Raw genomic sequence first — 23,468 nt, forward strand, 5'->3', positions numbered from 1 at the left:
TTAGTTTTCTTCCAGTCCCAGTTCTGCTGCAACGGTGACGACATCGTTCGGCACCTTGACCGGCTGGACTTCACTGCCGTCTTCGGTCCGGAGAGCCCACTGGGGATCTTTGAGTCCGTGCCCGGTGACAGTGATGACGATGGTCTTGCCCGACGGTACCTGGCCAGCCGCGTGCTTCTTGATCAAGCCGGCGACGCCGGCAGCCGAGCCGGGCTCGACGAAGACGCCTTCCTTGGAAGACAACCAGCGGTGGGCGTCCAGGATCTCGTCATCGGTGACGGCTTCAATAAGACCACCGGATTCGTCGCGTGCGGCCACGGCCGTCTCCCACGAAGCGGGGTTGCCGATGCGGATGGCAGTTGCGATCGTGTCAGGCTCCGTGATGGGGTGGCCGGCAACGAAGGGGGCTGCGCCGGCGGCCTGGAAGCCCCACATGGTGGGAGTCTTGGTGGAAACGGCCGGAAGGGTCCCGTTTGAGGTCTCGAACGGCGCGGCGTACTCCTTATAGCCCTTCCAGTACGCGCTGATGTTTCCTGCGTTGCCGACGGGAAGAACGTGGATGTCCGGGGCGTCGCCCAAAGAATCCACAACTTCGAAGGCACCGGTCTTCTGGCCCTGGATGCGGGCGGGATTGACCGAGTTCACCAGGAAGACGGGGTAGGACTCACCGAGTTTGCGGGCGATGTCGAGGCAGTTGTCGAAGTTGCCATCGACCTGCAGCAACGTGGCACCGTGGGCGATGGCCTGGCTCAGCTTGCCCATGGAAATCTTGCCTTCAGGAACAAGCACCGCACACTTCAGACCCGCGGCCGTGGCGTAGGCAGCGGCCGATGCGGAGGTGTTTCCCGTGGAGGCGCAAACTACGGCTTTGGCGCCGGCCTCGACAGCGGCCGTCATGGCCATGGTCATGCCGCGGTCCTTGAAGGAACCCGTCGGGTTCATGCCTTCGACTTTGAGGTAGACCTCTGAACCGGTCAGCTCCGACAGTTTTTGCGCGTGAACCAGAGGAGTGCCGCCCTCGCCGAGGGTGATGACCTTCGTGGCTTCCGTTACGGGCAAACGATCAGCATACTCGCGGATTACTCCGCGCCATTGGTGAGCCACTTAGACCCCTTCTACCCGCAGTACGGATGTGACGGAATTGATGACGTCGAGGCCCTTGACGGCCGCAACGGTTGCTGCGAGTGCAGCTTCGGATGCACGGTGCGTCACGATCTTCAGCTCGGCCGACTCAACATTCGAGGCAGAGTCGCGGTGGATCGTTTGACGCATGATTTCGATGGAAACGCCGTTTTCCGCAAAGATATGGGCAATCCGGGCAAGCACGCCTGCCTGGTCAGCGACATCCAAGCCGATGTAGTAGCTCGTATCGGAGGCGTCAATGGTGAGCGCCGGAACGTGGCCGGTGGTGGTCTCGGTACGGCCGGGACCGCCCAGAACCAGGCGGCGGGCGGCGGAAACGAGATCGCCGAGCACAGCAGATGCTGTTGGTGTTCCCCCGGCGCCCTGGCCATAGAACATCAGTTCGCCGGCGTTTTCGGCCTCGATGAACACTGCGTTGAAGGCTCCACGGACAGCCGCCAGCGGATGCTCACGCGGGAGCAGCGTGGGGTGGACCCGCACCGAGATGCCACTGCCGTGGTCCGAAGAGTCGATCTTCTCGGCGATCGCGAGAAGCTTGATGACGAAGCCGGCTTCTTTGGCCGAGGCGATGTCTTCGGCGCTGACCTTGGTGATGCCTTCGCAGTAGACATCGTCCAGGGAGAAGCGTGTGTGGAACGAAAGCGACGCAAGGATGGCAGCCTTCGCTGCGGCATCATGCCCTTCAACGTCCGCTGTCGGGTCCGCTTCGGCGTAGCCCAGTCGCTGGGCTTCGGCGAGGGCGTCAGCGAACTGCGCACCGGTGCTGTCCATCTGGTCGAGGATGAAGTTGGTGGTGCCGTTGACGATGCCCAGCACGCGGGTGATCCGGTCCCCGGACAGGCTGTCGCGGATGGGACGAAGGATGGGGATGGCGCCGGCGACGGCGGCCTCGTAGGACAGCTGCACTCCGGCTTTATCGGCCTCTTCGTAGAGGGTGGGACCGTCCTGTGCAAGCAGGGCCTTGTTGCCGGTGACCACGCAGGCGCCGTTCTGGATCGCGGTGAGGATCAACGAACGGGCAGGCTCGATTCCGCCCATGAGTTCGATGACCAGGTCGGCGTCCTTGACCAGAGTGTCGGCGTCAGTGGTGAACAACTCGCGCGGCAGTTCGACGTCGCGCGGGGAATCGATGGTGCGGACAGCGATACCGGACAGTTCCAGGCGTGCACCGCTGCGGGCGGCAAGTGCCTCGGCGTCGTCAATCAGAATCCGCGCGACCTGGGCCCCAACGTTGCCACAGCCCAGCAGGGCCACTTTCAAGGTTCGCACTTCAGACATTCGCCACTCCCATGTCGCGGTTCAAGAGATCTTCTTCGGTTTCGCCGCGGACGATCAACCTGGCGGCTCCGTCGCGTACAGCGACAACGCCAGGCCGGGCCAGGTAGTTGTAGTTGCTGGAGAGGGCCCAGCAGTAGGCGCCGGTACCCGGTACTGCGAGCAAATCACCGGCTGCCACGTCCGCGGGCAGATATACATCTCTAACAACTATGTCGCCGCTCTCGCAATGTTTGCCCACTACTCGGGACAGCTGCGGAGCCGCGGTGGAATCACGGGAGGCCAAAATCGCCGAATAATCCGCGTCGTACAGCACCGGACGGGCGTTATCGCTCATTCCACCGTCCACCGACACATAGCGGCGCGGATACGTAACGTTCTCCTGCCCTGCGTCAACGCCGGGAGCATCCACGCGGACCGTTTTGAGGGTGCCTACTTCGTAGAGGGTAAACGTGGTGCTGCCCACGATCGCCCGTCCCGGTTCAATTGAGATGCGGGGCGAGGCTATCCCCAGTTCGGCGCAGGTGGAACGCACGACGGCCGCCATCGCCTGCGCGATCTCGGCCGGCGGACGCGGAGTGTCCACCGGGGTGTAAGCGATTCCATAGCCACCGCCGAGGTCAAGTTCAGGCAGGACGATGGAGTACTTGCTCTGCATCGCGGCAAGGAACCGCAGAAGCTTTTCTCCTGCCACGGCAAAACCGTCAGGCTCGAAGATTTGCGAGCCGATGTGGCAATGCAGGCCCAGGAGCTCAATTCCCGGATAGGACGTCGCAGCTGCCACCGCTTCCTCGGCAGCGGACAGGCCGGCTTCCTCAGTGGTGTCTTCGGCCATGGAGAGGCCGAATTTCTGGTCCTCGTGGGCCGTGGCAATGAATTCATGCGTGTGGGCATGCACACCAGGAGTAAGGCGCAGCATGACTTTGGCGGTTTCGCCGCGGCTGGAGGCGATCTTGGCTACGCGTTCCAGCTCGTCGAGGCTGTCCACCACGATCCTGCCAACGTGCATGTCCAGCGCGCGGCTGATCTCCGCGTCCGACTTGTTGTTGCCGTGCAGGCCGAGATTCCGTCCTTCGATCCCGGCGCGGGCAGCAACGGCGAGCTCACCGCCGGAGCAGGTGTCCAGTCGAAGGCCTTCCTCTGCCACCCAGCTGGCTACTGCCGTGCACAGGAACGATTTGCCGGCGTAGTAGACATCCACTCCCCCACAAATGTCCGCGAATGCAGCATCGAAAGCGTCTTTGAAGGCCCGCGCCCGTGAACGGAAATCCGACTCGCTCATGACGAAGAGCGGAGTCCCGAACTGTTCCTTGAGTTCCTTGACCGAAACACCGTCGATGGCGACTTCACCGGCGCCATTCTTCGCCACCCCGGCCGCCCACATGGACGGCTGAAGGGCGTTGAGGTCTTCCGGGAGGGCCAACCATTCCGGTGCAAGAGGAGAAGCGTTGCTGGATTCTGTGGTCATTTCGCTACATCCGTTCCGGCGCCGAAACACCGAGCAGTTCGAGTCCGTTGGCAAGTACCTGGCTGGTGGCGTCGTTCAACCACAAGCGTGTCCGGTTCACGTCCTGGACAGGCTCGTCGCCCTGCGGCGACACGCGGCACGCGTCGTACCAGCGGTGGTAGGCGCCGGCGATGACCTCGAGGTGGCGGGCCACCCTGTGGGGCTCACGGAGCTCGGCGGCCTTGGCCACGATCGACGGGTAGCTGCCCAGGTAAGAGAGCAGTTCGTTCTCGGTTGCGTGGTCCAGGAGCGAGGCATCGAACACGGAACGGTCCACGCCGGCCTCGATCGCGTTGCGGGCAGTGCCACGTGAGCGGGCATGCGCGTACTGCACATAGAACACGGGGTTCTCGTTGGAGTTCTTCTTGAGCAGTTCCGGATCCAAGGTCAGCGGAGAGTCGGCCGGGAAGCGTGCCAGGGAGTAACGCACCGCATCCTTGCCAAGCCAGGAAATGAGATCCTTGAGCTCGATGATGTTGCCGGCGCGCTTGGACAGCTTGGCACCGTTCACGGAGACGAGCTGTCCAATGAGGACCTCGATATTGACCTCGGGGTCGTCGCCTGCGCAGGCCGCAATCGCCTTCAGCCGGTTGATGTATCCGTGGTGGTCGGCGCCGAGGAGATAGATCTTTTCGGTAAATCCGCGGTCCTTTTTGGACAGGTAGTAGGCAGCGTCGGCGGCGAAGTAGGTCGGTTCGCCATTGGCGCGGATCATGACGCGGTCTTTGTCGTCACCAAAGTCGGTGGTGCGCAGCCAGACGGCGCCTCCGTCGTCGTAGACATGCCCCTGCTCGCGAAGGCGCGCAACGGCGGACTCGATCGCTCCGGCGTCGTGCAGTTCCTTTTCGGAGAAGAAGACATCAAACTCCACGCCGAAGTCAGCCAAGGTGGTTTTGATATCCGCCATCTGGGCCTCGTAAGCAGCAGCCCGAATGACCGGCAGGGCGGCTTCATCCGTCAGTTCGCGGATGTCCGGGTGTGCCTTCAGGACCTCGTCGCCAAGCTCGCGGATGTACTCGCCCGGGTATCCGCCCTCGGGAACACCCCTGCCATGAAGGCGGGAAAGCACGGAGTTGGCGAAGACGTTCATCTGCGAACCGGCGTCATTGATGTAGTACTCGGCCGTGACGTCAGCACCTGATGCACGCAGGACACGGGCAATGGCGTCACCTAGCGCCGCCCAGCGGGTGTGGCCAATGTGCAGCGGACCCGTGGGGTTTGCGGAGACGAACTCCATGTTGACCACGCGGCCCGCGAGCGCCTGGTTGGTGCCGTAGGCGGATCCGGCCTCAACGATGGTCTTGGCAAGGGTTCCGGCCGTAGCGGCATCCACGGTGATGTTCAGGAAGCCCGGTCCGGCGATTTCCACGCCGGCGACGCCGGGGATGCCCTGGAGATGGTTGCTCAGGATGCCTGCAAATTCGCGGGGATTCATCCCGGCCTGCTTGGACAGCTGCAGGGCGATGTTGGTGGCCCAATCACCATGGTCCCGGTTCTTGGGTCGCTCCACGCGCACGGCGTCGGGCACAGCAGATTCCGTCAGGGCGATTTCGCCAGTGGAGACAGCGACCTTAAGGCAGGCGGATATGGCAGCAGAGAGTTCATCGGGAGTCACGGATCTAGCCTACCGGTGGCCCGCAAAGACGCGGAATTGGTGGGCCCGTATGTGGACAATCCGGACACAGCCGGCGCACAGGGACCGCAGGCAGCCGCCACAGACTGAACCATTACGCTGATTTCAACGTTGTGAAGAACATGGACGCCGGCCGCGCCCCTCATCCGGGGCCTGCCAGTGCCATGACCACGAGCCCACGACGACATACTTCCGGTTGAACTTGTCCAGTTGAAACGAGCAGAATCATGACTACGCCACTCCGCAAGAGCATCTATGTTGGCATTGCCGGCCTCTCCATCGCGGGAACAGCCGCTGGATGCGCGCCCAGCACCCAAGCGCCTGCCACCCAGGCGCCGGCCACCCAGGAGGGCGGCCAGGCCTCGACAGGCAGCCCTTCGCCCACAGGCTCGTCCGCCATCGCTACCACCGGAGCTACCACCTACAAGGACGGTACCTACAGTGCGGATGGAACCTACACGTCACCGAATGGGCAGGAAACGGTGGGCGTGGAACTGACACTGGCCGCCGATAAGGTCTCAGCGGTGAACATCACAGTCCACCCCTCCAACCCCAACACCAAGAAATTCCAAGGTGAGTTTGCCAGTGGCATCGCGGCACAGATTGTCGGGAAGGACGTGGACGAACTGAAGGTGTCCAAGGTGGCCGGTTCTTCCCTCACGTCCGGGGGGTTCAATGATGCCCTCGAGCAGATCAAGTCGCAGGCCAAGTAGCGGTCATGCCGCATCCGGGCTGGAGCAACTTCAGCTTCGACGGGATCGGCACACGGTGGGAGATTTCGACGCCGGATCAGCTGGCTCCCGTTCTCACCGGGGAGTTGCTTGCCGCTGTCGAAGCGTACGACACGACGTGGTCGCGTTTCAGGGCCGATTCCCTGGTGGCCCGCCTCTCCCGCGGTCCGGGCAGCATCACGTTGCCGGACCACGCCACCGGGCTTCAGGAACTGTATGCCACGGCCTACCGCTTGAGCGACGGAGCCATGACCCCTCTTATTGGAAGCAGCCTGGAAAGGCTGGGTTACGACGCCAGCTACTCCCTCATCCCGACGGGAGCAGCCCAGGCACCACCCCGTTGGGAGGACGTCCTTGAGTGGACAGGCACGACGATGACCGCCAAGGAACCCTTGGTGGTGGACATCGGCGCGGCCGGAAAAGGCCAGCTGGTGGACCTGTTGGGAGGGATACTCCGGGGAGCGGGCCTCGATGATTTCCTGGTGGATGGCAGCGGCGACATGCTTCATTCGGGGGCCCATCCCGTCAGTGTCGCCCTGGAACACCCATACAACCCACGACAGGCCATCGGGACCGTCGAGTTGGACAACGCGGCGCTGTGCGCTTCGGCGGCCAACCGCCGGGCATGGGACGACGGCCTGCACCATGTCCTGGACGGCACCACCGGAAAGCCGGTCCACACCACAGTGGCCACATGGACCATGGCGGCGAGCGCCCTGGTCGCGGACGGGTTGGCCACGGCATTGTTCATGGTGGATCCTGCACCGCTTGAGAAGGAATTCGAGTTCTCGTGGCTCAGGGTCTCTTCGACGGGCAGTGCCGCGTTTTCGTCAGGTTTTGAGGGGAGACTGTTCACATGATTGCTGCCAAGTCCCGCGTTGACACCTGGTTGGGCCGCTTCACCATGTACCGCTTGATCCTGTGGGTCCTCGGGGTGCTGGTGGTGTACAGCATGATCCTCAACGTGCTGGGGTGGCTGACCTTCGGCCTGCCGGAGATGCTGGTCCACCTGCTCCTGTGCTTGGGCGTTACGTATGGATCGAACCGTTTGCTCGCCGTCGTATTCCGTGTCAGACCACACACGGAGTCTTCACTCATCACGGCTTTGCTCCTCTACTTCCTGTTCTGGCCCGCTTTTGGGCTCACCGACATGGCCGGTGTGGCGCTGGCATGCGTATTGGCGAGCGTGTCCAAGTACGCTTTGGCCTTTCGCGGCAGGCACATCTTCAATCCGGCCGCCGCTGGCGCATTCATTACCGGCCTGACCGGCTTGAACATTGCTACGTGGTGGGCGGCAACCCCGGCGATGCTGTGGTTGCTGGTGCCTGGCGTTCTGCTGGTCCTGTACCGTACCCGCAAGCTGCTCATGGCCACTGTGTTCCTCGTGGTGGCAAGCGGGATCATCACCCTTGAGCTCCTGAACCGGAGCATGACCTTCGGGCAGGCTTTGTGGCAGACCCTGGCCCAACGGCCCCTTCTGTTCTTCGTGGGCTTCATGCTGTCCGAGCCGCTCACCCTTCCTCCCCGCCGCTGGCAGCAGCTGGCGCTTGCCGCCGTCGTGGGTGTTGTCTTCGCGGTTCCTTACAACTTCGGTTTCGTGGCCAATTCCCCGGAACTGGCGCTGCTGCTGGGCAATCTCATCGCTTTCTTCCTGGGCCAACGGGGCGGGGTGGAACTGACGTTCAAGGAATCACGGGTCTTGACGCCCGGGAGCACGGAATTCCGTTTCGAACCGGCGCGGCCGGTCCGTTTTGCCGCAGGCCAGTTCATGGAGCTGAACCTGCCGCATTCGCGTTCGGACGGCAGGGGCCGACGTCGGATTTTCAGCATCACCAGCGCTCCCGGTGCGCCTGAAGTGACCTTTGGCGTGGGTACCGCCGAGCCTTTGTCGAGCGCCAAGAAAGCATTGCTTGCCCTTCGGCCAGGGGAAACCGTTTCCGCTACTGCCGTTGGTGGGGACTTTCTTCTCCCACACGACGCCGGCAAACCGGTCCTGTTGCTGGCCGCAGGTATCGGGATTACGCCTTTCTTGTCACAACTGGCGGCCGACGGCACCGCCCGCGACACCGTGGTGCTGTATCTGGCGAAGAGCCGGGACGAGCTGGCATGGGTGGAACAGCTGGAAGCCTCCGGAGCTACCGTGATTGCCCGGCTCGCCGACGGTTCCACTCCCCCGGAGTTCATGCGCGACGCCGGCACTTCCAGAATCGATGCAGCGCGCCTGAAGGAACTCGTTCCGGACATCGCCGACAGGGAGGTATTCGTCTCCGGCTCACCCGCCAGCGTTGATTCCCTGCGGTCCGCGGCACGCGGTGCAGGCGCCCGACGGGTCCATGTTGACTCGTTCGCCGGGTACTGAAGCGACGCGGGCCGCTTCCCGTTGATGGCGGGACTCACAACGGGCCGGATGTGGGCCCGTGTTGCAGTTTTCATTTGCGGCGCCGTGGCTGCTAAGCTCTAGGACGTCCCACCGGCAACGGAGGGATACCCTGGATGCCCTCGTAGCTCAGGGGATAGAGCGTCTGCCTCCGGAGCAGAAGGCCGTAGGTTCGAATCCTATCGAGGGCACAAACGAAAACCCCGCCAGTCCTGCTGGCGGGGTTTTCTGCATGCCGGCTACCGACTATCACTTACGGGCTTGCCGGGACCATGCCGCAAAATTGTCCGGCCTTGCTCCTAGGCTGATCCCAGTTGGTCTTTCCGATAGCAAAAGGGGTTTGCCGTGATGTGTTCCATCGTCCCGCCGTACATGCTTCGCAGGATTGCTGCCCAGAACGAACCCCGGCTCCGGGCGGTTGCCCGTGCAGCCAAGGAATCCCTGCTGCACATCAAGGGCCTGCAGGCCATCCGGACCGCTCCGGTTCCCGCGGCACCGCCCAGCGCACGGCAGGCCAAGCCAGGGCCGCCCAAGCGGACCATCTTCGATGCCCTCACCACTGAGGATCTTCCCGGTCAGCTGGTTCGCAAGGAAGGCGCTGCCCCCGTCGGGGACGCCGCGGCTGACGAAGCATATGACGGACTTGGTGGAACGCACCGTTTGTACGGTGAGGTTTTTGGGCGGGATTCCATTGACGATGCCGGACTGCCGCTGGATGCCACTGTCCATTACGGGAAGCTCTACGACAATGCCTTCTGGAACGGCAGCCAAATGGTTTTCGGAGACGGGGACGGACAAATCTTCCAGAGGTTCACAAAATCCGTCAGCGTCATCGGACACGAACTGGCCCATGGGGTCACGCAGTACACAGCCAACCTGGCCTACCGCAACCAGGCCGGCGCGCTGAATGAGTCGATGTCGGACGTTTTCGGCGTCCTGGTGGAGCAGTACATCAAACAGGAGTCCGTGGAGCAGGCCAGTTGGTTGATTGGACAGGGTTTGTTCACCGAGCAGGTCCAGGGAGCAGCCCTCCGCTCCATGAAGGCTCCCGGTACCGCGTACGACGACGACATCCTGGGCAAGGACCCGCAGCCGGACTCGATGGACAGCTACGTCCGCACGAGTGCGGACAACGGAGGCGTGCACATCAACTCGGGCATTCCAAACCGGGCCTTCTATCTGGTGGCAGCAGAACTCGGCGGCAAGGCCTGGGAGGCACCGGGCCAGATTTGGTACGGCACCCTGACCAGCGGGGCACTCCCTGCTACGTGCACTTTCGGGAAGTTCGCCAGGACGACGCTGGCCACGGCCGAGGAACTCTTCGGCAGCGGATCACCGGAGCATGACGCCGTCCGGAAGGCGTGGGACACTGTGAAGGTCAAGGTTTAGTCACGAGGCGGGACCGGACGCGCTGCATCCGGACCGCCCACGGGCTGACGTCGCAGGGGTAGAACGAGAAGCCGCCAGTCATGAAAATTACGGTTCAACGCAGTGGAGGAATCGCCGCGATGACACGTGTCTGGAGTGTGGAAGCCGTATCCCCGGATGAGAAGGAGCGATGGCTTCCGATTGTCGAGGCCTGCCCCTGGGATGAAGCCAAGGGCCAGGCCCGGGCGGTCAATGAACCGGACCGCTTCATGTACTCGATCCGGGCCGGACAGCACCGCGCCACCCTGCCGGACCGTGCCGTGACCGGACCGTGGCAGGAACTGATCGAGTGCGCCAAAGCCGAAGGCTCCGAGTCGCGGGGAACCACCGGCCGGCGCCGTTAGCCGGCACTTGACGCCGTCAGATGGCTTCGGCCAGTTGCCCTCGAAAAGCCCGGCGGTAGCTCTGCGGACTCGTATCGAGCACTTTGGCGAAATGGTGCCGCAGCAGGACCGAATGCCCGAATCCGGCTTCGCGGGCGACTTCGTCAATGTTCAGCTCTGTGGTTTCCAACAGTTCCTGTGCCCGGAGCACCCGCTGGGAATTCAGCCACGCCGCGGGCGTGGTCCCGGTTTCGGCCCGGAAGCGCCGGGCGAATGTGCGTGGTGACATGTGAAGCCGTGCTGCCAGCTCGTTGACGCTGTGTTCCTCGTCAAGGTGTTCCACCATCCACCGCAACAGCGCTTCCATGGGCGCCGATCCGCACGTCGGCATCGGCCGGTCGATGAACTGGGCCTGCCCGCCGTCGCGGTGCGGCGGTACCACCATATCGCGGGCGATGGCGGCGGCCACGTTGGCGCCAAGCTCTACGCGGACAAGGTGCAGGCAAGCGTCAATGCCCGCTGCAGTGCCTGCACTGGTGATGATGGTCCCGTCCTGTACATAGAGGACGTTCTCATCCACGATCACGGATGGATACCGGCTGGCCAGGTCCTGGGAATAGTGCCAGTGCGTAGTACAACGCCGTCCGTCCAGTAGTCCTGCCCGGGCAAGCGCATATGCTCCTGAGCAAATGGACATCACCCACGCTCCCCTGGCGTGCGCCGCCCGCAAGGCTTCGAGGACGGATTCAGGGACGACTTTATCCCGGCCAAACGGCGCCATGATCACGAGGTCGGCATCGGCCGCCGCCTCAAGGCCAAGGTTGACGTGCAGGGAGAGTCCGGACTTCATGCGGACGTCCCCCGGCTCCGGGGTAACGACACGGAAGTCAAAGGCCGGAACTCCAGCCCCGCGGTCCGATCTGTCGATCCCGAAAACCTCGAAGGCCGTGCCGAACTCGAACACGGAGAAGTCCGGAACCACGATCACTGCGACTGTTTTCAACATACTTCCAGTGTGGCAGAAAATTATCTAAATGGGGCATTTCTGCCACTGTTTCTTGCGCCTGCACAGGAGCAATCTGGAGACATGGAAATCTTCGGAATCATCCTCTTCATCGTCCTCATCACCGCCGTCGCAGCCACCATCTCAGCCCTGCTGAAAGACGGACGCGGCCACAACCCTCCTGTCACGTCAAGGGAACCCTGGAGCGCCTTCGAGGCACCCAGCGCCCCGTACTGGAATCCACGCATCTACTAGGGCATGCCAGCCCACTGCAAGGTCAGCCCGACATCTACAATCGGCGCCCGCCAGTCCAAGGATTACTGCAGAGATCCTTTGACCGGCGGGCGCCCTTCTGTATGCCTGGCCGCCGCACCGTGGCGCATGGGCTAGATTCACTTGCATGATCCAAACCTCCGCCCGGCTCCTGCAGCTGTTGTCACTGTTGCAGGTCCGCCGGGAATGGACAGGCCCCGCCCTTGCCCACCGCATGGGAGTCACTGAACGTACTGTGCGTCGGGACATCGACAAGTTGCGTAATCTCGGATACCCCATACATGCCTCCCCCGGCATTGCCGGCGGGTACCAACTGGGGGCCGGCGCCCAATTGCCGCCATTGCTCCTGGACGACAACGAGGCCTTGGCCGTGGCACTGGGCCTCAACTCCGTGGCTGCGGGGCCTGTGGCAGGGATCGGCGAAGCGTCCGTCCGCGCTTTGGCAAAAGTGGAGCAGGTCCTTCCCTCCCGGCTCCGCCCCAAATTCGCCATGCTCAAGGCCGCCGTCACAACGCTTCCCAGCAACGCTGCCAGCGTCGATCCCCAACAACTGACCGTTGTCTCGGCGGCAATATCGGATCGGCGCCAGATCTCCTTTGATTACGTCAAGTCCGATGGCGACGCTTCACGCCGGCTGGTCGAACCCTACAGGTTGGTGGACACGGGACGGCGCTGGTACCTGGTTGCCTGGGACGTGGAACGCGAGGATTGGCGAACGTTCAGGGCCGACCGGTTTGCCTCGCTGCCGACCGAGCGGAAGAAGTACGCGCCCCGTCCATTGCCGGCGGAGGACCTGGCGGCCTACGTCCAGCAATCCATTACCCGCTCCCCCTACAGGTTCGACGTCGTTGTGCGCCTCCGCGCCCCGCTCGCCGAGGTCGCCGCCGTCGTCAGTTCCCAGTACGCGACGCTGACGGCCGACGGAGCGGAAGCAACGATCCTGCGGTCCGGATGGGACAACCTGGCGGCGCCGGCAGCCTACCTCGCTGCCCTGGACCTGGACTTCGAGATTCTCGAGCCGGAGGAATTCCGGTCATTTGCACGGCACCTCTCGCACCGGCTCAGTGCCGCCGCCGGGCCTGAAACAAACAGCGGAGCTGTCGCTGCGGACGCCGAACCCCGGCCACAGTAGACTGGCAGCAGCCATGACACTTCAAATTTCCTACCCCGCAGAGCTGCCCGTCTCCGAGCGCCGCGAGGATCTGATGGCGGCCATTGCCGCAAACCAAGTGACCATCATTGCCGGCGAGACCGGCTCGGGCAAGACCACGCAGATCCCCAAGATGTGCCTCGAACTCGGCCTCGGTGACAAGGGCCTGATCGGCCATACCCAGCCGCGCCGTCTGGCGGCCCGCACAGTGGCCGAACGCATCGCCTCCGAACTGGACGTCGAAATCGGCCAGGAAGTGGGCTTCCAGGTCCGTTTCACCGGCGAGGTCAGCGCCTCCACCAAGATCAAGCTGATGACTGACGGCATCCTGCTCGCCGAAATCCAACGGGACAAACTGCTCAGGAAATACAGCACCATCATCATTGACGAGGCCCACGAGCGAAGCCTCAACATCGACTTCATCCTGGGTTACCTCAAGCGCATCCTGCCGCAGCGTCCGGACCTGAAGATCATCATTACCTCGGCAACCATTGATCCCCAGCGCTTCGCCAAACACTTCGGCAGTGATGAAGAGCCTGCACCCATCATCGAGGTCTCCGGCCGCACCTACCCGGTGGAGATCCGCTACCGCCCGCTTACACAGCCTGCGGACGCTGATGACGAGACCTCGGACGACGAACTCGAAGAAGACCGCGATCCCCTTGACGCCGTCTGCGATGCCGTGGACGAGCTCGCCAAGGAAGCACCGGGAGACATTCTCATCTTCTTCTCCGGCGAGCGTGAAATCCGCGACGCCGCCGAGGCCATCAACGGCCGCATCCAAAGCAACCGGCGCCTTGCAGGCACCGAAGTCCTTCCCCTCTTTGCCCGGTTGAGCCTCCAGGAACAGCACCGGGTCTTCAATCCCGGGGGCAAACGTCGCATCATTCTGGCCACCAACGTGGCCGAAACCTCGCTTACTGTCCCGGGTATCAAGTACGTGATCGACACCGGCACGGCACGCATCTCGCGCTATTCGCACCGCACCAAGGTCCAACGCCTGCCCATCGAGCGGGTCTCCCAGGCATCGGCCAACCAGCGTTCAGGCCGTTGCGGCCGCGTGTCGGAGGGCATCGCGATCCGCTTGTATTCCGAAGAGGATTTCGAATCACGTCCGCAGTTCACGGATCCCGAGATCCTCCGGACCAACCTCGCCGCTGTCATCCTGCAGATGACTGCCATGGGTGTTGCCCGCGGACCCAAGGACGTGGAGAACTTCCCGTTTGTGGAACCCCCGGAGACCAGGGCCATCAACGACGGCGTGACCCTGCTGCGCGAACTCGGCGCCTTAAGCCCGGCAAAGTCCGCCGACGCCCGCGGCAACGGCCGAAGCGGCGGTGGACTGACCGCCGTCGGGCAGAAACTCGCTCAGCTTCCTGTCGATCCCCGGCTTGGCCGGATGATCGTGGAAGCAGGAAAGCGCGGATGCGTCCGCGAAGTCATGATCCTCGCCGCCGCGCTGACCATCCAGGATCCGCGTGAACGGCCAACGGACAAGCAGCAGCTCGCCGCGGAAAAGCATGCCCGTTTCCGCGACGATATCTCGGACTTCACCGGATTCCTCAACCTCTGGAACTACATCCAGGAGAAGCAGCGCGAGCTGTCCTCCACTCAGTTCCGCAAACTGTGCCGCAACGAGTTCATCAACTACCTGCGCGTGCGCGAATGGCAGGACCTTTTCACACAACTCCGGCAGCTGGCCAAGCCCCTGGGCATCGCGCTGGATAACAAACGCGAAGCCGACCCCGTGGGGAACTACGAGGGCATCCACATCAGCCTGTTGTCCGGGCTGCTCAGCCACATTGGCCTGCTCGATGAGCGCAAGCGCGAATATGCCGGGGCACGCGGAAGCCGTTTTGCGATCTTCCCCGGTTCGGCGCTGTTCAAGAAGTCACCCACTTTCGTCATGGCCGCAGAATTGGTGGAGACCAGCAGGTTGTGGGCTCGCGTTGCTGCCAAGTTCGATCCCTTATGGGCCGAGCAGGTGGCCCCTGATCTGGTGAAGCGAACTTACAGCGAGCCGCACTGGTCCTCCCGCCAGGGTGCGGTACTGGCCCACGAAAAGGTCACGCTCTACGGAGTGCCCATCATTCCGACCCGCCGGGTAAATTACGGACGCATCGATCCGGAGCTCTCCCGCGAGTTGTTTATCCGGCACGCGCTTGTGGAAGGCGAATGGAAGACCCACCACAAGTTCTTCCATCGCAACCGGGCACTCCTGCAGGAAATAGAAGAGCTCGAAACCCGCATGCGACGGCGCGACATCCTGGTTGACGACCAGACTCTCTTCGAGTTCTATGACGCACGCGTGGGCAAGGACGTGGTCTCCGAGAGGCACTTCGATAAGTGGTGGAAGGATGCCCGGCAGTCGGATCCCCATTTGCTGGACTTCGATCAATCGCTGTTGATGAGCGAAGACGCCGAGGCACTGGATGACTCCGCGTATCCCAAAACGTGGCTTCACAAGGGCTTCGAGCTTCCCCTGAGCTACGAGTTCCACCCTGTGGCACCCGGATCCGCTCCCAATCCTTCCGACGGCGTTACCGCTGAAGTTCCGGTACTTTTCCTCAACCAGCTGGACGATGCCCCGTTCCGCTGGCAGATTCCCGGCCAACGGGTTGAGCTCGTCACGGCGCTCATCAAATCCCTTCCAAAGCAGGTACGGAAAAACTTCGTGCCGGCACCGGATGTGGCCAGGCAAGCCACCGCGGCGTTGGAAGCGGACTTCGATCCCGCCGTCGACGAGCTGGAGCCTTCCCTGGAGTTGGTCCTGCGCCGGCTCAGGGGGCACATCATTCCGCCCGGCTCGTGGAACTGGGATGCGGTACCTCCGCATTTGCGCGTCAGCTTCAAAGTGGTGGACAGCAAGGGAAAGGTCCTGGACGAGGGCAAGGACCTCGCTGAACTGCAGGAAAAACTGGCACCGGCCACCCGCCGCGCCATCGCCGAATCACTGGGTGCCACGCCGGCAACCACGCTGCGGACCCCCAGTGGCAAGGGAACGGCCAGCCAAGCCGCGCCACCAGCCGGAGCCCCGGCACCTGGCGAAGGAACGGTAGCCGAACGGACCGGCATCACCGCGTGGGATTTCGGCACCGTGGATCGCCAGGTCAGCCGTGCTGTGAAGGGGCATGCCGTCACGGGGTTCCCCGCCCTGATGGACGAGGGGAAGTCAGTGGCCCTGCGGGTGTTCCAAAGCAAGGCAGAGCAGGAAGCCGCCATGCGAAGCGGCGTCATCCGGTTGCTGGCCCTGCGGATACCTTCTCCGGACCGCTATGTGCTCGAACACCTGAGCAACACCGAAAAGCTCACCTTCAGCCAGAACCCCCACGGTTCGGTGAGCGCCCTGATTGCGGACTGCGCATTGGCTGCGATCGACAAACTCGTGCCCCAGGAACTGCCATGGGACAGGGAGTCCTTCGATGCTCTCTACGAGGTAGTCAGGGCAGAACTGATCGACACCGTTTTCACGGTGACGGCCGTCGTCGAACGCGTCCTGGCCAGTACGCGGCGCATCCAGAAAGCGCTGAAGTCCAACGCCAGCCTGCCGCTCATCAGCGCCCTCAATGACATGAAGAGCCAGTTGGAGCAATTGGTCTTCCCCGGTTTTGTGGCACAGACGGGCTACGCCCAGCTCAGCCAGCTGCCGCGGTACCTGCAGGCCATTGAGAAGCGGCTGGAGAAACTTCCAGGCAACGTGCAGCGGGACAGCCTGAACATGGGCATCGTGCAGGCGCTGGAGGATGACTACGACGACGCCGTGTCGGCGCTGCTCCCGGGACGGCGGGCGGGTGCTGAGTTAACCCGGGTGCGCTGGATGATCGAGGAGCTGCGGGTGAGCCTCTTCGCGGTCGAACTCGGCACGGCCTATTCCGTTTCGGAGAAACGCATCCGCACGGTCCTCAACCAGGCACTGGCCCCGGCGTAACCCGAAGCACAAAAAACCCGGCGGTGCGTGTACAGCACCGCCGGGTTAAGAACGCGGAGTCAGTCTTCCGGGACAGCGTCTCCGTGTCCGGCTGAACGCAGCGCGGAACGCAGCTTTACGGCCGTCGCATCCATCACCGCAGGGTCCGGGTTGTGATCGACATTGTGGATCTCAAAATCTGCTGTGGAATACGCAGGCCAGACGTGGACATGCAGGTGGTCCACCTCAAAACCCTCCATCAGGACGCCAACGCGCTTGGCGTCGAAGAGCCCTTCCTGCACCTTGCCGATGCTCTGGGCGACATCCATGACCTTGGCCAGAAGCTCCGGCGTGGCATGCGTCCAGGAGTCCACTTCCTCACGCGGAACCACCAGGGTGTGGCCCTGGGTAATGGGGGCTATGGTCAGGAAAGCCACCACTTCCTCGTCTTTCCACACGAAGCGGCCCGGGATCTCCCCGTTGATGATCCTGGTGAACAATGTGCTCATGCGTCTGCCCTTTCGGAGGGTTCCTGAAGTGTTGCGGTATCCAGCACAAAACGGTACTTCACGTCGCCGGCCACCATGCGGTCGTAGGCCTCATTCAACTGCCCGGCGCCAACAATCTCGATGTCGCTGGCCACTCCGTGCTCGGCACAGAAGTCCAGCATTTCCTGCGTTTCCTCGATGCCGCCAATCAAGGAACCGGCGTAGGCGAGGCGGCGACGGATAAGCAGGCCGGGGCTGACCGGGGGCATGTCGTCGGCAGGAAGCCCGAGTTGGAAGAGTGCACCGTCCAGCCGAAGCGTACGGAAGTAGGGGTTGAGGTCGTGCGGAGCGGCGACGGTATCAATAATGACGTCGATGCTGCGGTTGGCAGCCTCCATCGCGTCGGCGTCCTTGGACAGCACCACGTGGTCCGCGCCAAGTTCCCGGGCTGCGTCAAACTTCGACTCGGAGGTGGTGAACACCGTGACTTCGGCGCCCATGGCTTTGGCGAGCTTGACCGCCATATGGCCCAGGCCGCCCAACCCCACCACTCCAACGGAGTCGCCTTCCTCAACATCGAAGTACCTCAAAGGCGAGTAGGTGGTAATCCCGGCACACAAAAGCGGAGCTGCCGCAGCAGGGTCCAAGTTCCCGGGCACTCGGAGCACGAAGCGCTTGTCCACCACCACCGCCGTCGAGTATCCACCCTGGGTGACGGCGTCTTCGTGGCGGGGATCGGCTGCGCCGTAGGTGCCCACGTTGCCGCGCTCGCAGTACTGCTCCAGTCCTTCAAGGCAGCTGTCGCATTCACGGCACGAGTCCACCATGCAGCCCACGCCAACACGGTCTCCGACCGCGAAGTCCTCCACGGCGGATCCCACCCGGGTCACGCTGCCAACAATTTCGTGACCGGGAACCAGCGGATACGGGGGCTGCCGCCATTCTCCCCGTGTTGCGTGCACGTCAGAGTGGCACAGGCCGCAGAATTCGATGGCGATCTCCACGTCGTCTTCACCAGGCTCGCGGCGGGCCACTGTCAGGGGCACGAGTCCGCTCACCGGCGAAGTGGCGCCATATGCCGCAGCCAACACTCCAGTGGAGGACTCGGAACCGGCAGTGTCCAAAGAGATGGTCTTCGCGAGGGGCGGGGGAACAGGACGTCCAGGATTCATGCTTCGACGCTACTCCCGTCGGCCCGGCTCATGCTACTTGGGCCGTCGGCAGCGTCACCATAAGGACCCTCTCCCACCACTACCTCATTCGCCCCGTTGTTCGACCATTGCGAAAACGAACCGGGGAACAAGGCCGCGCTGAAGCCTGCAATTTCCAGGGCAGCGATCTCGTGGGAGGCGGTGACGCCGGAACCACAGTACACAGCAACCCTGGATGATGTGTCCAAACCCAACGCCTCGAACCGGCGCCGCAGCTCTTCGGCAGGAAGGAAGGTGCCCGCCTCCGAAACGTTCTGCGTGGTAGGCGCGCTGAAGGCACCGGGAATGTGCCCGGCCCGGGGATCGATGGGCTCCACCTCGCCTCTGTACCGCTCCCCTGCCCGGGCATCCAACAACACTCCATCGCGGCTCCACTCCGCCGCTTCCTGCTCAGTGATGGACGGCATTAGGCCATCGCCCAAGGAGACATTCCCGACGGCGGGACGCGCCTCGCCGGCTTCCAGGGCGTAGCCGTGTGAGCGCCAGGCGGACAGTCCGCCGTCGAGGAGGTAAACGGAGTCCACCCCCGCGTTGCGGAGCATCCACCACGCCCGGGCGGCGGCCATGCTGCCGCTGTCGTCGTATGCAACCACCGTGTCGCCGTCGTTGATCCCCCAACGGCGGGCCGCCTCCTGGAAGCGGTCCGGCGAGGGCAAAGGATGGCGCCCGCGTCCTGGAGCGGCATGGTCCGCAAGTTCCGTCGGGAGGTCCACGAAGACCGCCGCCGGAAGATGGGCCTCAAGGTAGTTCGCGTGCCCGTCTGTCCGGCCAAGGACCCACCTCACATCCAGGAGTACGGTCCGCTCTCCCGATTCAAGGCGCCGGTGCAGCTCAGTGGCAGTCATCAGGGTGGCCATGGGTTCTCCTTCGTCCGGGGGTGATGGCCCCGTTGCTGCCGGAACCACGTTTCCAGCCTAGGCTTATCCGGTGAGCAATTCGTGTATTCAGGACCGGACCTGGGCCAGCGAGGCCATCCGCACCATCGAGGCCGAAAACAACCGCTCGGCGGACACGCATCTGTACGCGGTGCCCCTGCCGGAACACTGGGGCGTGCAGCTGTACCTCAAGGATGAGTCCACGCACCGCTCGGGCAGCCTGAAGCACCGCCTGGCGAGGTCGTTGTTCCTCTATGGCCTCGTCAACGGCTGGATTACCGAGGGCACCACCATTGTGGAAGCGTCCAGCGGCAGCACGGCCGTCTCTGAGGCGTACTTTGCCCGGTTGATCGGCCTGCCCTTCATCGCTGTGATGACCAAAACCACCAGTCCGGAGAAAATCGCCCTCATTGAGGACTTTGGCGGCTCATGCTTGCTCGTGGACCATGCATCGGAGGTCTACGCCGTTGCCGAAGAGACCGCACGGACGTCCGGCGGCCACTACATGGACCAGTTCACGTACGCCGAGCGGGCAACGGACTGGCGTGGCAACAACAACATCGCAGAATCGATCTTCGAACAGCTTGCCCTCGAAGAGCACCCGGTGCCCGAATGGATCGTCGTCGGAGCAGGCACAGGCGGGACCAGCGCAACCATCGGCCGATACCTTCGCTACAACCGTTACCCCACACGCCTGGCGGTGGTGGACCCGGAAAACTCGGCCTTCTACCCTGCGTGGCGGGACGGCAACGCGGCGGCAGCGTCCGGTCTGCCTTCCCGCATCGAGGGCATCGGCCGGCCCCGCTCGGAACCAAGTTTTGTTCCGGCCGTCATCGACCACATGATCCAGGTGCCCGACGCCGCATCCGTCGCGGCCATGCGCCACCTCCGCAAACTGACCGGGCTTCACGCGGGCCCTTCCACAGGCACCAACTTGTGGGGTGTCTGGCAGCTGGTCGCCCGGATGGTGGCCGAAGGACGCAAAGGCAGCATCGTTTCACTCATGTGCGACGGCGGCGACCGTTATGTTGGCAGCTATTACGACGCCGGGTGGCTCGCGGCCCATGGCCTGGATCCGGCTCCACATGAGAAAGTGCTGGACCGGTTCCACGACACAGGAGTGTGGCCCGGCTAGACCTCTACCGACTCCCGGGGCGCGAGCCGCGTGTAGCTGGTGCCGTACCGTGCACCGATCCGCGTTACATGGCCCTCGACGACGCCACGCCCGAGTTCGTTGAGCAGGCCGTCGTGGACCGGGAAGGCCCTTGGGGCGCGGACGGAAATGACGAAGTCCACAACCTCGCCGATCTTGGACCACGGGGCATGGATGGGGACCAGCAGTGTTTTGACTTCGATCCCGTCCGGGACCACGAAGGAGTCTCCGGGATGGAACACGTTGTCGTCCACAAGGTAGCCGATATTTGCCACCACCGGGATCTGGGCATGAATGAGGGCGTGCTGTCCGCCGAAAGTCCGGATGCTGAAACCGGTGACGTCAAAGGATGAACCGGGGTCGACGGAGTGCACGCGGTCGGCGATGTCACTTTCTTCCTGCAGTGCGGCAGCTACCCTGGCCGGCGCATGGACCACCAGGTCAGGATTGCTCCGCAAAGCTTTGATGACCTCCGGGCTGTCGAGGTGGTCGTTGTGCTCGTGCGTTACCAGCACGGCGTCAGCTCCGTTCAACGCTTCGGCGGATTCGGAGAACGTCCCGGGATCAATCACCAGGACTTTTCCTTCCTTCTCCAACCGGACACAGGCGTGGGTGTACTTGGTGAGCATCATGAGGCCAGCCTAGGGGCGGCTGCTGAGAGTTTCCAAGCAGCCGCTGCTGGTAAAATCGAAGTTTGCCAGCATCCCCACGGAAATGAGCCTTTTCATGCCACACGGCACCAATTCCGCCACTACGGGCCCGGCCGGGCCGGTCACCGGCGGCGTCAAGGAGCAGCGCGTCACCAAGCAGCGCTTGGCCGTGAGTGCAGCGTTGGACGAATTGGATGACTTCGTCAGCACCCAGGAGCTGTACCGCCTGATGCAGAACAAGGGCATTTCGGTGTCCTTGGCTACCGCCTACCGCATTCTCCAGTCCCTGGCCGATGATGGCCTCATCGACGTCCTCCGAAATGGTGAGGGTGAGGCCGTCTACCGTCGCTGCGCCGTCACGGGCCACCACCACCACCTTCTGTGCCGGAACTGCGGCAAGGCCGTCGAGGTGGAGGCACCCGCCGTCGAGACCTGGGCAGCACGCACGGCTACTGAACACGGCTTCACCGAAGTAGCCCACACAGTGGAGATCTTTGGTCTGTGCCCCGAGTGCACCGCCAAAAAGGCCGCAGGAAAACTCTAGAGAGCCCCGGCCGGCTGGTCCCGCGTGACCCGGCCGTTCAGGCCGCGGTTGCTCCGCACCCGGCCAATAATCCGGCACACCACGTAAATCAGGAAAGACAACGTCGTCACATACGGGCTGATGGGGATGCGGCTGCCGAGGGCCAGCAGAATGCCGCCCACAGTGGCCGTCAACGCGAAGGCTACACTCAGGACCACAACCAGCTTGGGTGAGGTGGTCACACGCAACGCCGCTGCTGCCGGCGTAATCAGCAGCGCAAGGACAAGCAGCGCACCGACTATCTGGATGGACAGGGCAACACTGATGCCCAGCAGCACCATGAAGCCGATCGCCAGGCCGCGAACGGGAACACCCCGGGCTTCAGCCATTTCCGGGTCGACGCTGGCAAAGCTCAGGGGACGCCAGATGGCGAGCAAGGCGATCATCACTACCACCGCGGTTCCCGCCAACGCCTGCAGCTGAACGGTATCCACCGAGACAATCTGTCCGGTCAGCAGTCCGAACTTGTTGGCAGCCCGGCCTTCATACAGTGCCAGGAACAGAATTCCCAGGCCCAAGCCAAAGGGCATGATGACGCCGATGATTGAGTTCTTGTCCCGCGCCCTGACACCCATGAAGCCGAGCAGGACGGCGGCCGCCACCGAACCGATCAGGGAACCGAAGATGATATCGGCTCCGATCAGAAGCGCGAAGGCCGCCCCGGCAAAGGAGAGCTCGGAGATGCCGTGGACGGCGAAGGCCAAATCCCGTTTCATCACGAACGTCCCAACCAGACCGCCCAGGAGTCCCAGTACGGCACCGGCCCAGAGCGAGTTCTGGACGAGGACCAGCAGTTCGCCGTAGTTCTCGAAGTTGAAGATGGTCTGCAGAATGGTGTCCAGATCCACTTAGAGGTCCTCCCCTGCACTTGCGTGGGCGTCGTCATGGAAGTGCGTGGTGGCGTCCGGCAGACCGACGACGACGATCCTCCCGTTGGTGTGGATGACCTCCACATGGCTGTCGTACAGTTCGGACAAGACTTCCGTAGTCATGACCTCCTGCGGCGTTCCGACCCGGAACTGGCCACCGGCCAGATAGAGCACGCGGTCCACGTAGTCGATCACGGGATTGATTTCATGCGTCACGAAGACCACGGCGCTGTTCCGCTCGTGGCATTGCTGGTTGATCAACGAGCTGACGCCCTGCTGGTGGTGAAGATCAAGGGAGAGAAGAGGCTCGTCGCAGAGCAGGACCTGCGGTTCAGTGGCCAGCGCCTGGGCAACCCTCAACCGTTGCTGTTCGCCTCCGGAGAGCTGCCCGACCGGCACCTTGGCGTAGTCCGACGCTCCTACCAGTTCCAACAACTCGTCGATACGCTGGTTGACCTTGCCGGACGACAACCGGATACCCCAGCGATGTCCGTCGATGCCCAGGCCCACCAGGTCCCGTGCGCGCAAGGGTGTATCCGGCGCGAAGGACTTCTGCTGCGGAATGTAGCCGATCCGCTTGCTGCCCCGTTCCACCGGATGCCCACCCAGGGACACGGTTCCGGAGTGCAGTTCCTGCAATCCCAGGAGGACCTTGAGGAAGCTGGTCTTGCCGCTCCCGTTCGGGCCGAGGACGGCGAAGAACTCGCCCGGGTTGATGTCGAGGTCGAGGTCCCTCCAGAGTGTCCTCTTGCCGAACTGCAGGCTGGCTCCGCGGAGGCTCACTACGGGTGTCAAAAGTTGTCCTCGATCCATACGCTGCTGTGAACGTAGTTTGTTGGGGCCGGCGTCCGGGTGGGGGGCGCTACCGACGGCGGTGGCGGCAGGCAAA

Annotated in this window: 21 protein-coding genes and 1 tRNA gene; 11 read left to right on the plus strand and 11 right to left on the minus strand. The window is 63.2% G+C overall.

Features of this window, described 5'->3' with window-relative positions; genetic code table 11:
* The 4 genes from thrC to argS are packed head-to-tail and all read right to left on the minus strand — an operon-like array spanning position 1 to position 5,540.
* Entirely contained in the window at positions 1 to 1,104 is a 1,104-nt protein-coding gene (thrC, locus tag PV760_RS09310; protein WP_018776356.1) for a threonine synthase, read from the minus strand.
* The gene (locus PV760_RS09315; protein ID WP_039242059.1) at positions 1,105 to 2,421 is read right to left on the minus strand and encodes a homoserine dehydrogenase; all 1,317 of its coding nucleotides are present in this window, start codon (positions 2,419 to 2,421) and stop codon (positions 1,105 to 1,107) included. It abuts the gene before it with no gap.
* Positions 2,414 to 3,886 carry a diaminopimelate decarboxylase gene (lysA, locus tag PV760_RS09320; protein WP_055972104.1) on the minus strand — a complete coding sequence of 491 codons (1,473 nt, stop codon included), beginning with the start codon at positions 3,884 to 3,886 and terminating at the stop codon, positions 2,414 to 2,416. Before lysA ends, PV760_RS09315 begins: the two co-directional genes overlap by 8 nt.
* 4 nt (positions 3,887 to 3,890) lie before the next feature.
* Positions 3,891 to 5,540, minus strand: coding sequence for an arginine--tRNA ligase (gene argS, locus PV760_RS09325; RefSeq protein ID WP_018776359.1), 1,650 nt, complete (start codon positions 5,538 to 5,540; stop codon positions 3,891 to 3,893).
* A 245-nt stretch (positions 5,541 to 5,785) separates the two neighbouring features.
* On the opposite strand from argS, the gene PV760_RS09330 reads away from it, so the two are divergent.
* The 6 genes from PV760_RS09330 (at position 5,786) to PV760_RS09355 (ending at position 10,438) form a co-directional block, all read left to right on the plus strand.
* Positions 5,786 to 6,271 carry an FMN-binding protein gene (locus PV760_RS09330; RefSeq protein WP_039242062.1) on the plus strand — a complete coding sequence of 162 codons (486 nt, stop codon included), beginning with the start codon at positions 5,786 to 5,788 and terminating at the stop codon, positions 6,269 to 6,271.
* A gap of 5 nt (positions 6,272 to 6,276) precedes the next feature.
* Positions 6,277 to 7,149 carry an FAD:protein FMN transferase gene (locus PV760_RS09335; protein WP_354627615.1) on the plus strand — a complete coding sequence of 291 codons (873 nt, stop codon included), beginning with the start codon at positions 6,277 to 6,279 and terminating at the stop codon, positions 7,147 to 7,149.
* Complete coding sequence (locus tag PV760_RS09340) at positions 7,146 to 8,648, plus strand: FAD-dependent oxidoreductase (protein ID WP_354627616.1); 1,503 nt, start codon at positions 7,146 to 7,148, stop codon at positions 8,646 to 8,648. Before PV760_RS09335 ends, PV760_RS09340 begins: the two co-directional genes overlap by 4 nt.
* A gap of 136 nt (positions 8,649 to 8,784) precedes the next feature.
* Positions 8,785 to 8,857, plus strand: a tRNA-Arg gene (locus PV760_RS09345).
* Positions 8,858 to 9,014: 157 nt separating this feature from the next.
* On the plus strand, positions 9,015 to 10,055 hold the full coding sequence (locus PV760_RS09350) for a M4 family metallopeptidase (RefSeq protein ID WP_018776364.1): 1,041 nt from the start codon (positions 9,015 to 9,017) through the stop codon (positions 10,053 to 10,055).
* A gap of 80 nt (positions 10,056 to 10,135) precedes the next feature.
* The gene (locus PV760_RS09355) at positions 10,136 to 10,438 is read left to right on the plus strand and encodes a protealysin inhibitor emfourin (protein ID WP_026266931.1); all 303 of its coding nucleotides are present in this window, start codon (positions 10,136 to 10,138) and stop codon (positions 10,436 to 10,438) included.
* A 16-nt stretch (positions 10,439 to 10,454) separates the two neighbouring features.
* Here PV760_RS09355 and PV760_RS09360 read toward each other — a convergent pair whose 3' ends face one another.
* Positions 10,455 to 11,423, minus strand: a complete 969-nt coding sequence (locus tag PV760_RS09360) for a GlxA family transcriptional regulator (protein WP_018776366.1) — start codon at positions 11,421 to 11,423, stop codon at positions 10,455 to 10,457.
* A gap of 81 nt (positions 11,424 to 11,504) precedes the next feature.
* Here PV760_RS09360 and PV760_RS09365 point away from each other — a divergent pair, with 81 nt between their 5' ends.
* The 3 genes from PV760_RS09365 to hrpA all read left to right on the plus strand — a co-directional run bounded on the left by PV760_RS09365 (position 11,505) and on the right by hrpA (position 16,771).
* Positions 11,505 to 11,675, plus strand: a complete 171-nt coding sequence (locus PV760_RS09365) for a hypothetical protein (RefSeq protein WP_018776367.1) — start codon at positions 11,505 to 11,507, stop codon at positions 11,673 to 11,675.
* A gap of 145 nt (positions 11,676 to 11,820) precedes the next feature.
* On the plus strand, positions 11,821 to 12,825 hold the full coding sequence (locus PV760_RS09370) for a helix-turn-helix transcriptional regulator (RefSeq protein WP_018776368.1): 1,005 nt from the start codon (positions 11,821 to 11,823) through the stop codon (positions 12,823 to 12,825).
* 13 nt (positions 12,826 to 12,838) lie between these two features.
* Positions 12,839 to 16,771: an ATP-dependent RNA helicase HrpA gene (hrpA, locus tag PV760_RS09375; protein ID WP_354627617.1), complete on the plus strand. Its 3,933-nt coding sequence runs from the start codon at positions 12,839 to 12,841 to the stop codon at positions 16,769 to 16,771.
* Between the two features lie 59 nt (positions 16,772 to 16,830).
* On the opposite strand, the gene PV760_RS09380 is transcribed toward hrpA, so the two are convergent.
* The 3 genes from PV760_RS09380 to PV760_RS09390 are packed head-to-tail and all read right to left on the minus strand — an operon-like array spanning position 16,831 to position 19,306.
* The gene (locus PV760_RS09380) at positions 16,831 to 17,259 is read right to left on the minus strand and encodes an HIT family protein (protein WP_018776370.1); all 429 of its coding nucleotides are present in this window, start codon (positions 17,257 to 17,259) and stop codon (positions 16,831 to 16,833) included.
* Entirely contained in the window at positions 17,256 to 18,410 is a 1,155-nt protein-coding gene (locus PV760_RS09385) for an NAD(P)-dependent alcohol dehydrogenase (protein WP_055972094.1), read from the minus strand. Before PV760_RS09385 ends, PV760_RS09380 begins: the two co-directional genes overlap by 4 nt.
* A complete protein-coding gene (locus PV760_RS09390; protein WP_354627618.1) occupies positions 18,407 to 19,306 on the minus strand; it encodes a sulfurtransferase in 900 nt (299 codons plus the stop codon). Before PV760_RS09390 ends, PV760_RS09385 begins: the two co-directional genes overlap by 4 nt.
* Before the next feature lie 70 nt (positions 19,307 to 19,376).
* On the opposite strand from PV760_RS09390, the gene cds1 reads away from it, so the two are divergent.
* Complete coding sequence (gene cds1, locus PV760_RS09395; protein WP_039242076.1) at positions 19,377 to 20,459, plus strand: L-cysteine desulfhydrase Cds1; 1,083 nt, start codon at positions 19,377 to 19,379, stop codon at positions 20,457 to 20,459.
* Here the strand turns inward: cds1 and PV760_RS09400 are convergent.
* Positions 20,456 to 21,109: an MBL fold metallo-hydrolase gene (locus PV760_RS09400; protein WP_354627619.1), complete on the minus strand. Its 654-nt coding sequence runs from the start codon at positions 21,107 to 21,109 to the stop codon at positions 20,456 to 20,458. The two genes, cds1 and PV760_RS09400, sit on opposite strands and share 4 nt — an antisense overlap.
* Before the next feature lie 94 nt (positions 21,110 to 21,203).
* Here PV760_RS09400 and PV760_RS09405 point away from each other — a divergent pair, with 94 nt between their 5' ends.
* Positions 21,204 to 21,671, plus strand: coding sequence for a Fur family transcriptional regulator (locus PV760_RS09405; protein WP_018776375.1), 468 nt, complete (start codon positions 21,204 to 21,206; stop codon positions 21,669 to 21,671).
* Here the strand turns inward: PV760_RS09405 and PV760_RS09410 are convergent.
* Entirely contained in the window at positions 21,668 to 22,558 is an 891-nt protein-coding gene (locus PV760_RS09410) for a metal ABC transporter permease (protein ID WP_018776376.1), read from the minus strand. The two genes, PV760_RS09405 and PV760_RS09410, sit on opposite strands and share 4 nt — an antisense overlap.
* On the minus strand, positions 22,559 to 23,392 hold the full coding sequence (locus PV760_RS09415; protein WP_181423251.1) for a metal ABC transporter ATP-binding protein: 834 nt from the start codon (positions 23,390 to 23,392) through the stop codon (positions 22,559 to 22,561).
* Between the last annotated feature and the right edge of the window lie 76 nt (positions 23,393 to 23,468).

Source organism: Paenarthrobacter sp. CC6 (assembly GCF_040560085.1).
In the GTDB taxonomy this organism is placed as follows: Bacteria; Actinomycetota; Actinomycetes; order Actinomycetales; family Micrococcaceae; genus Arthrobacter; species Arthrobacter nicotinovorans.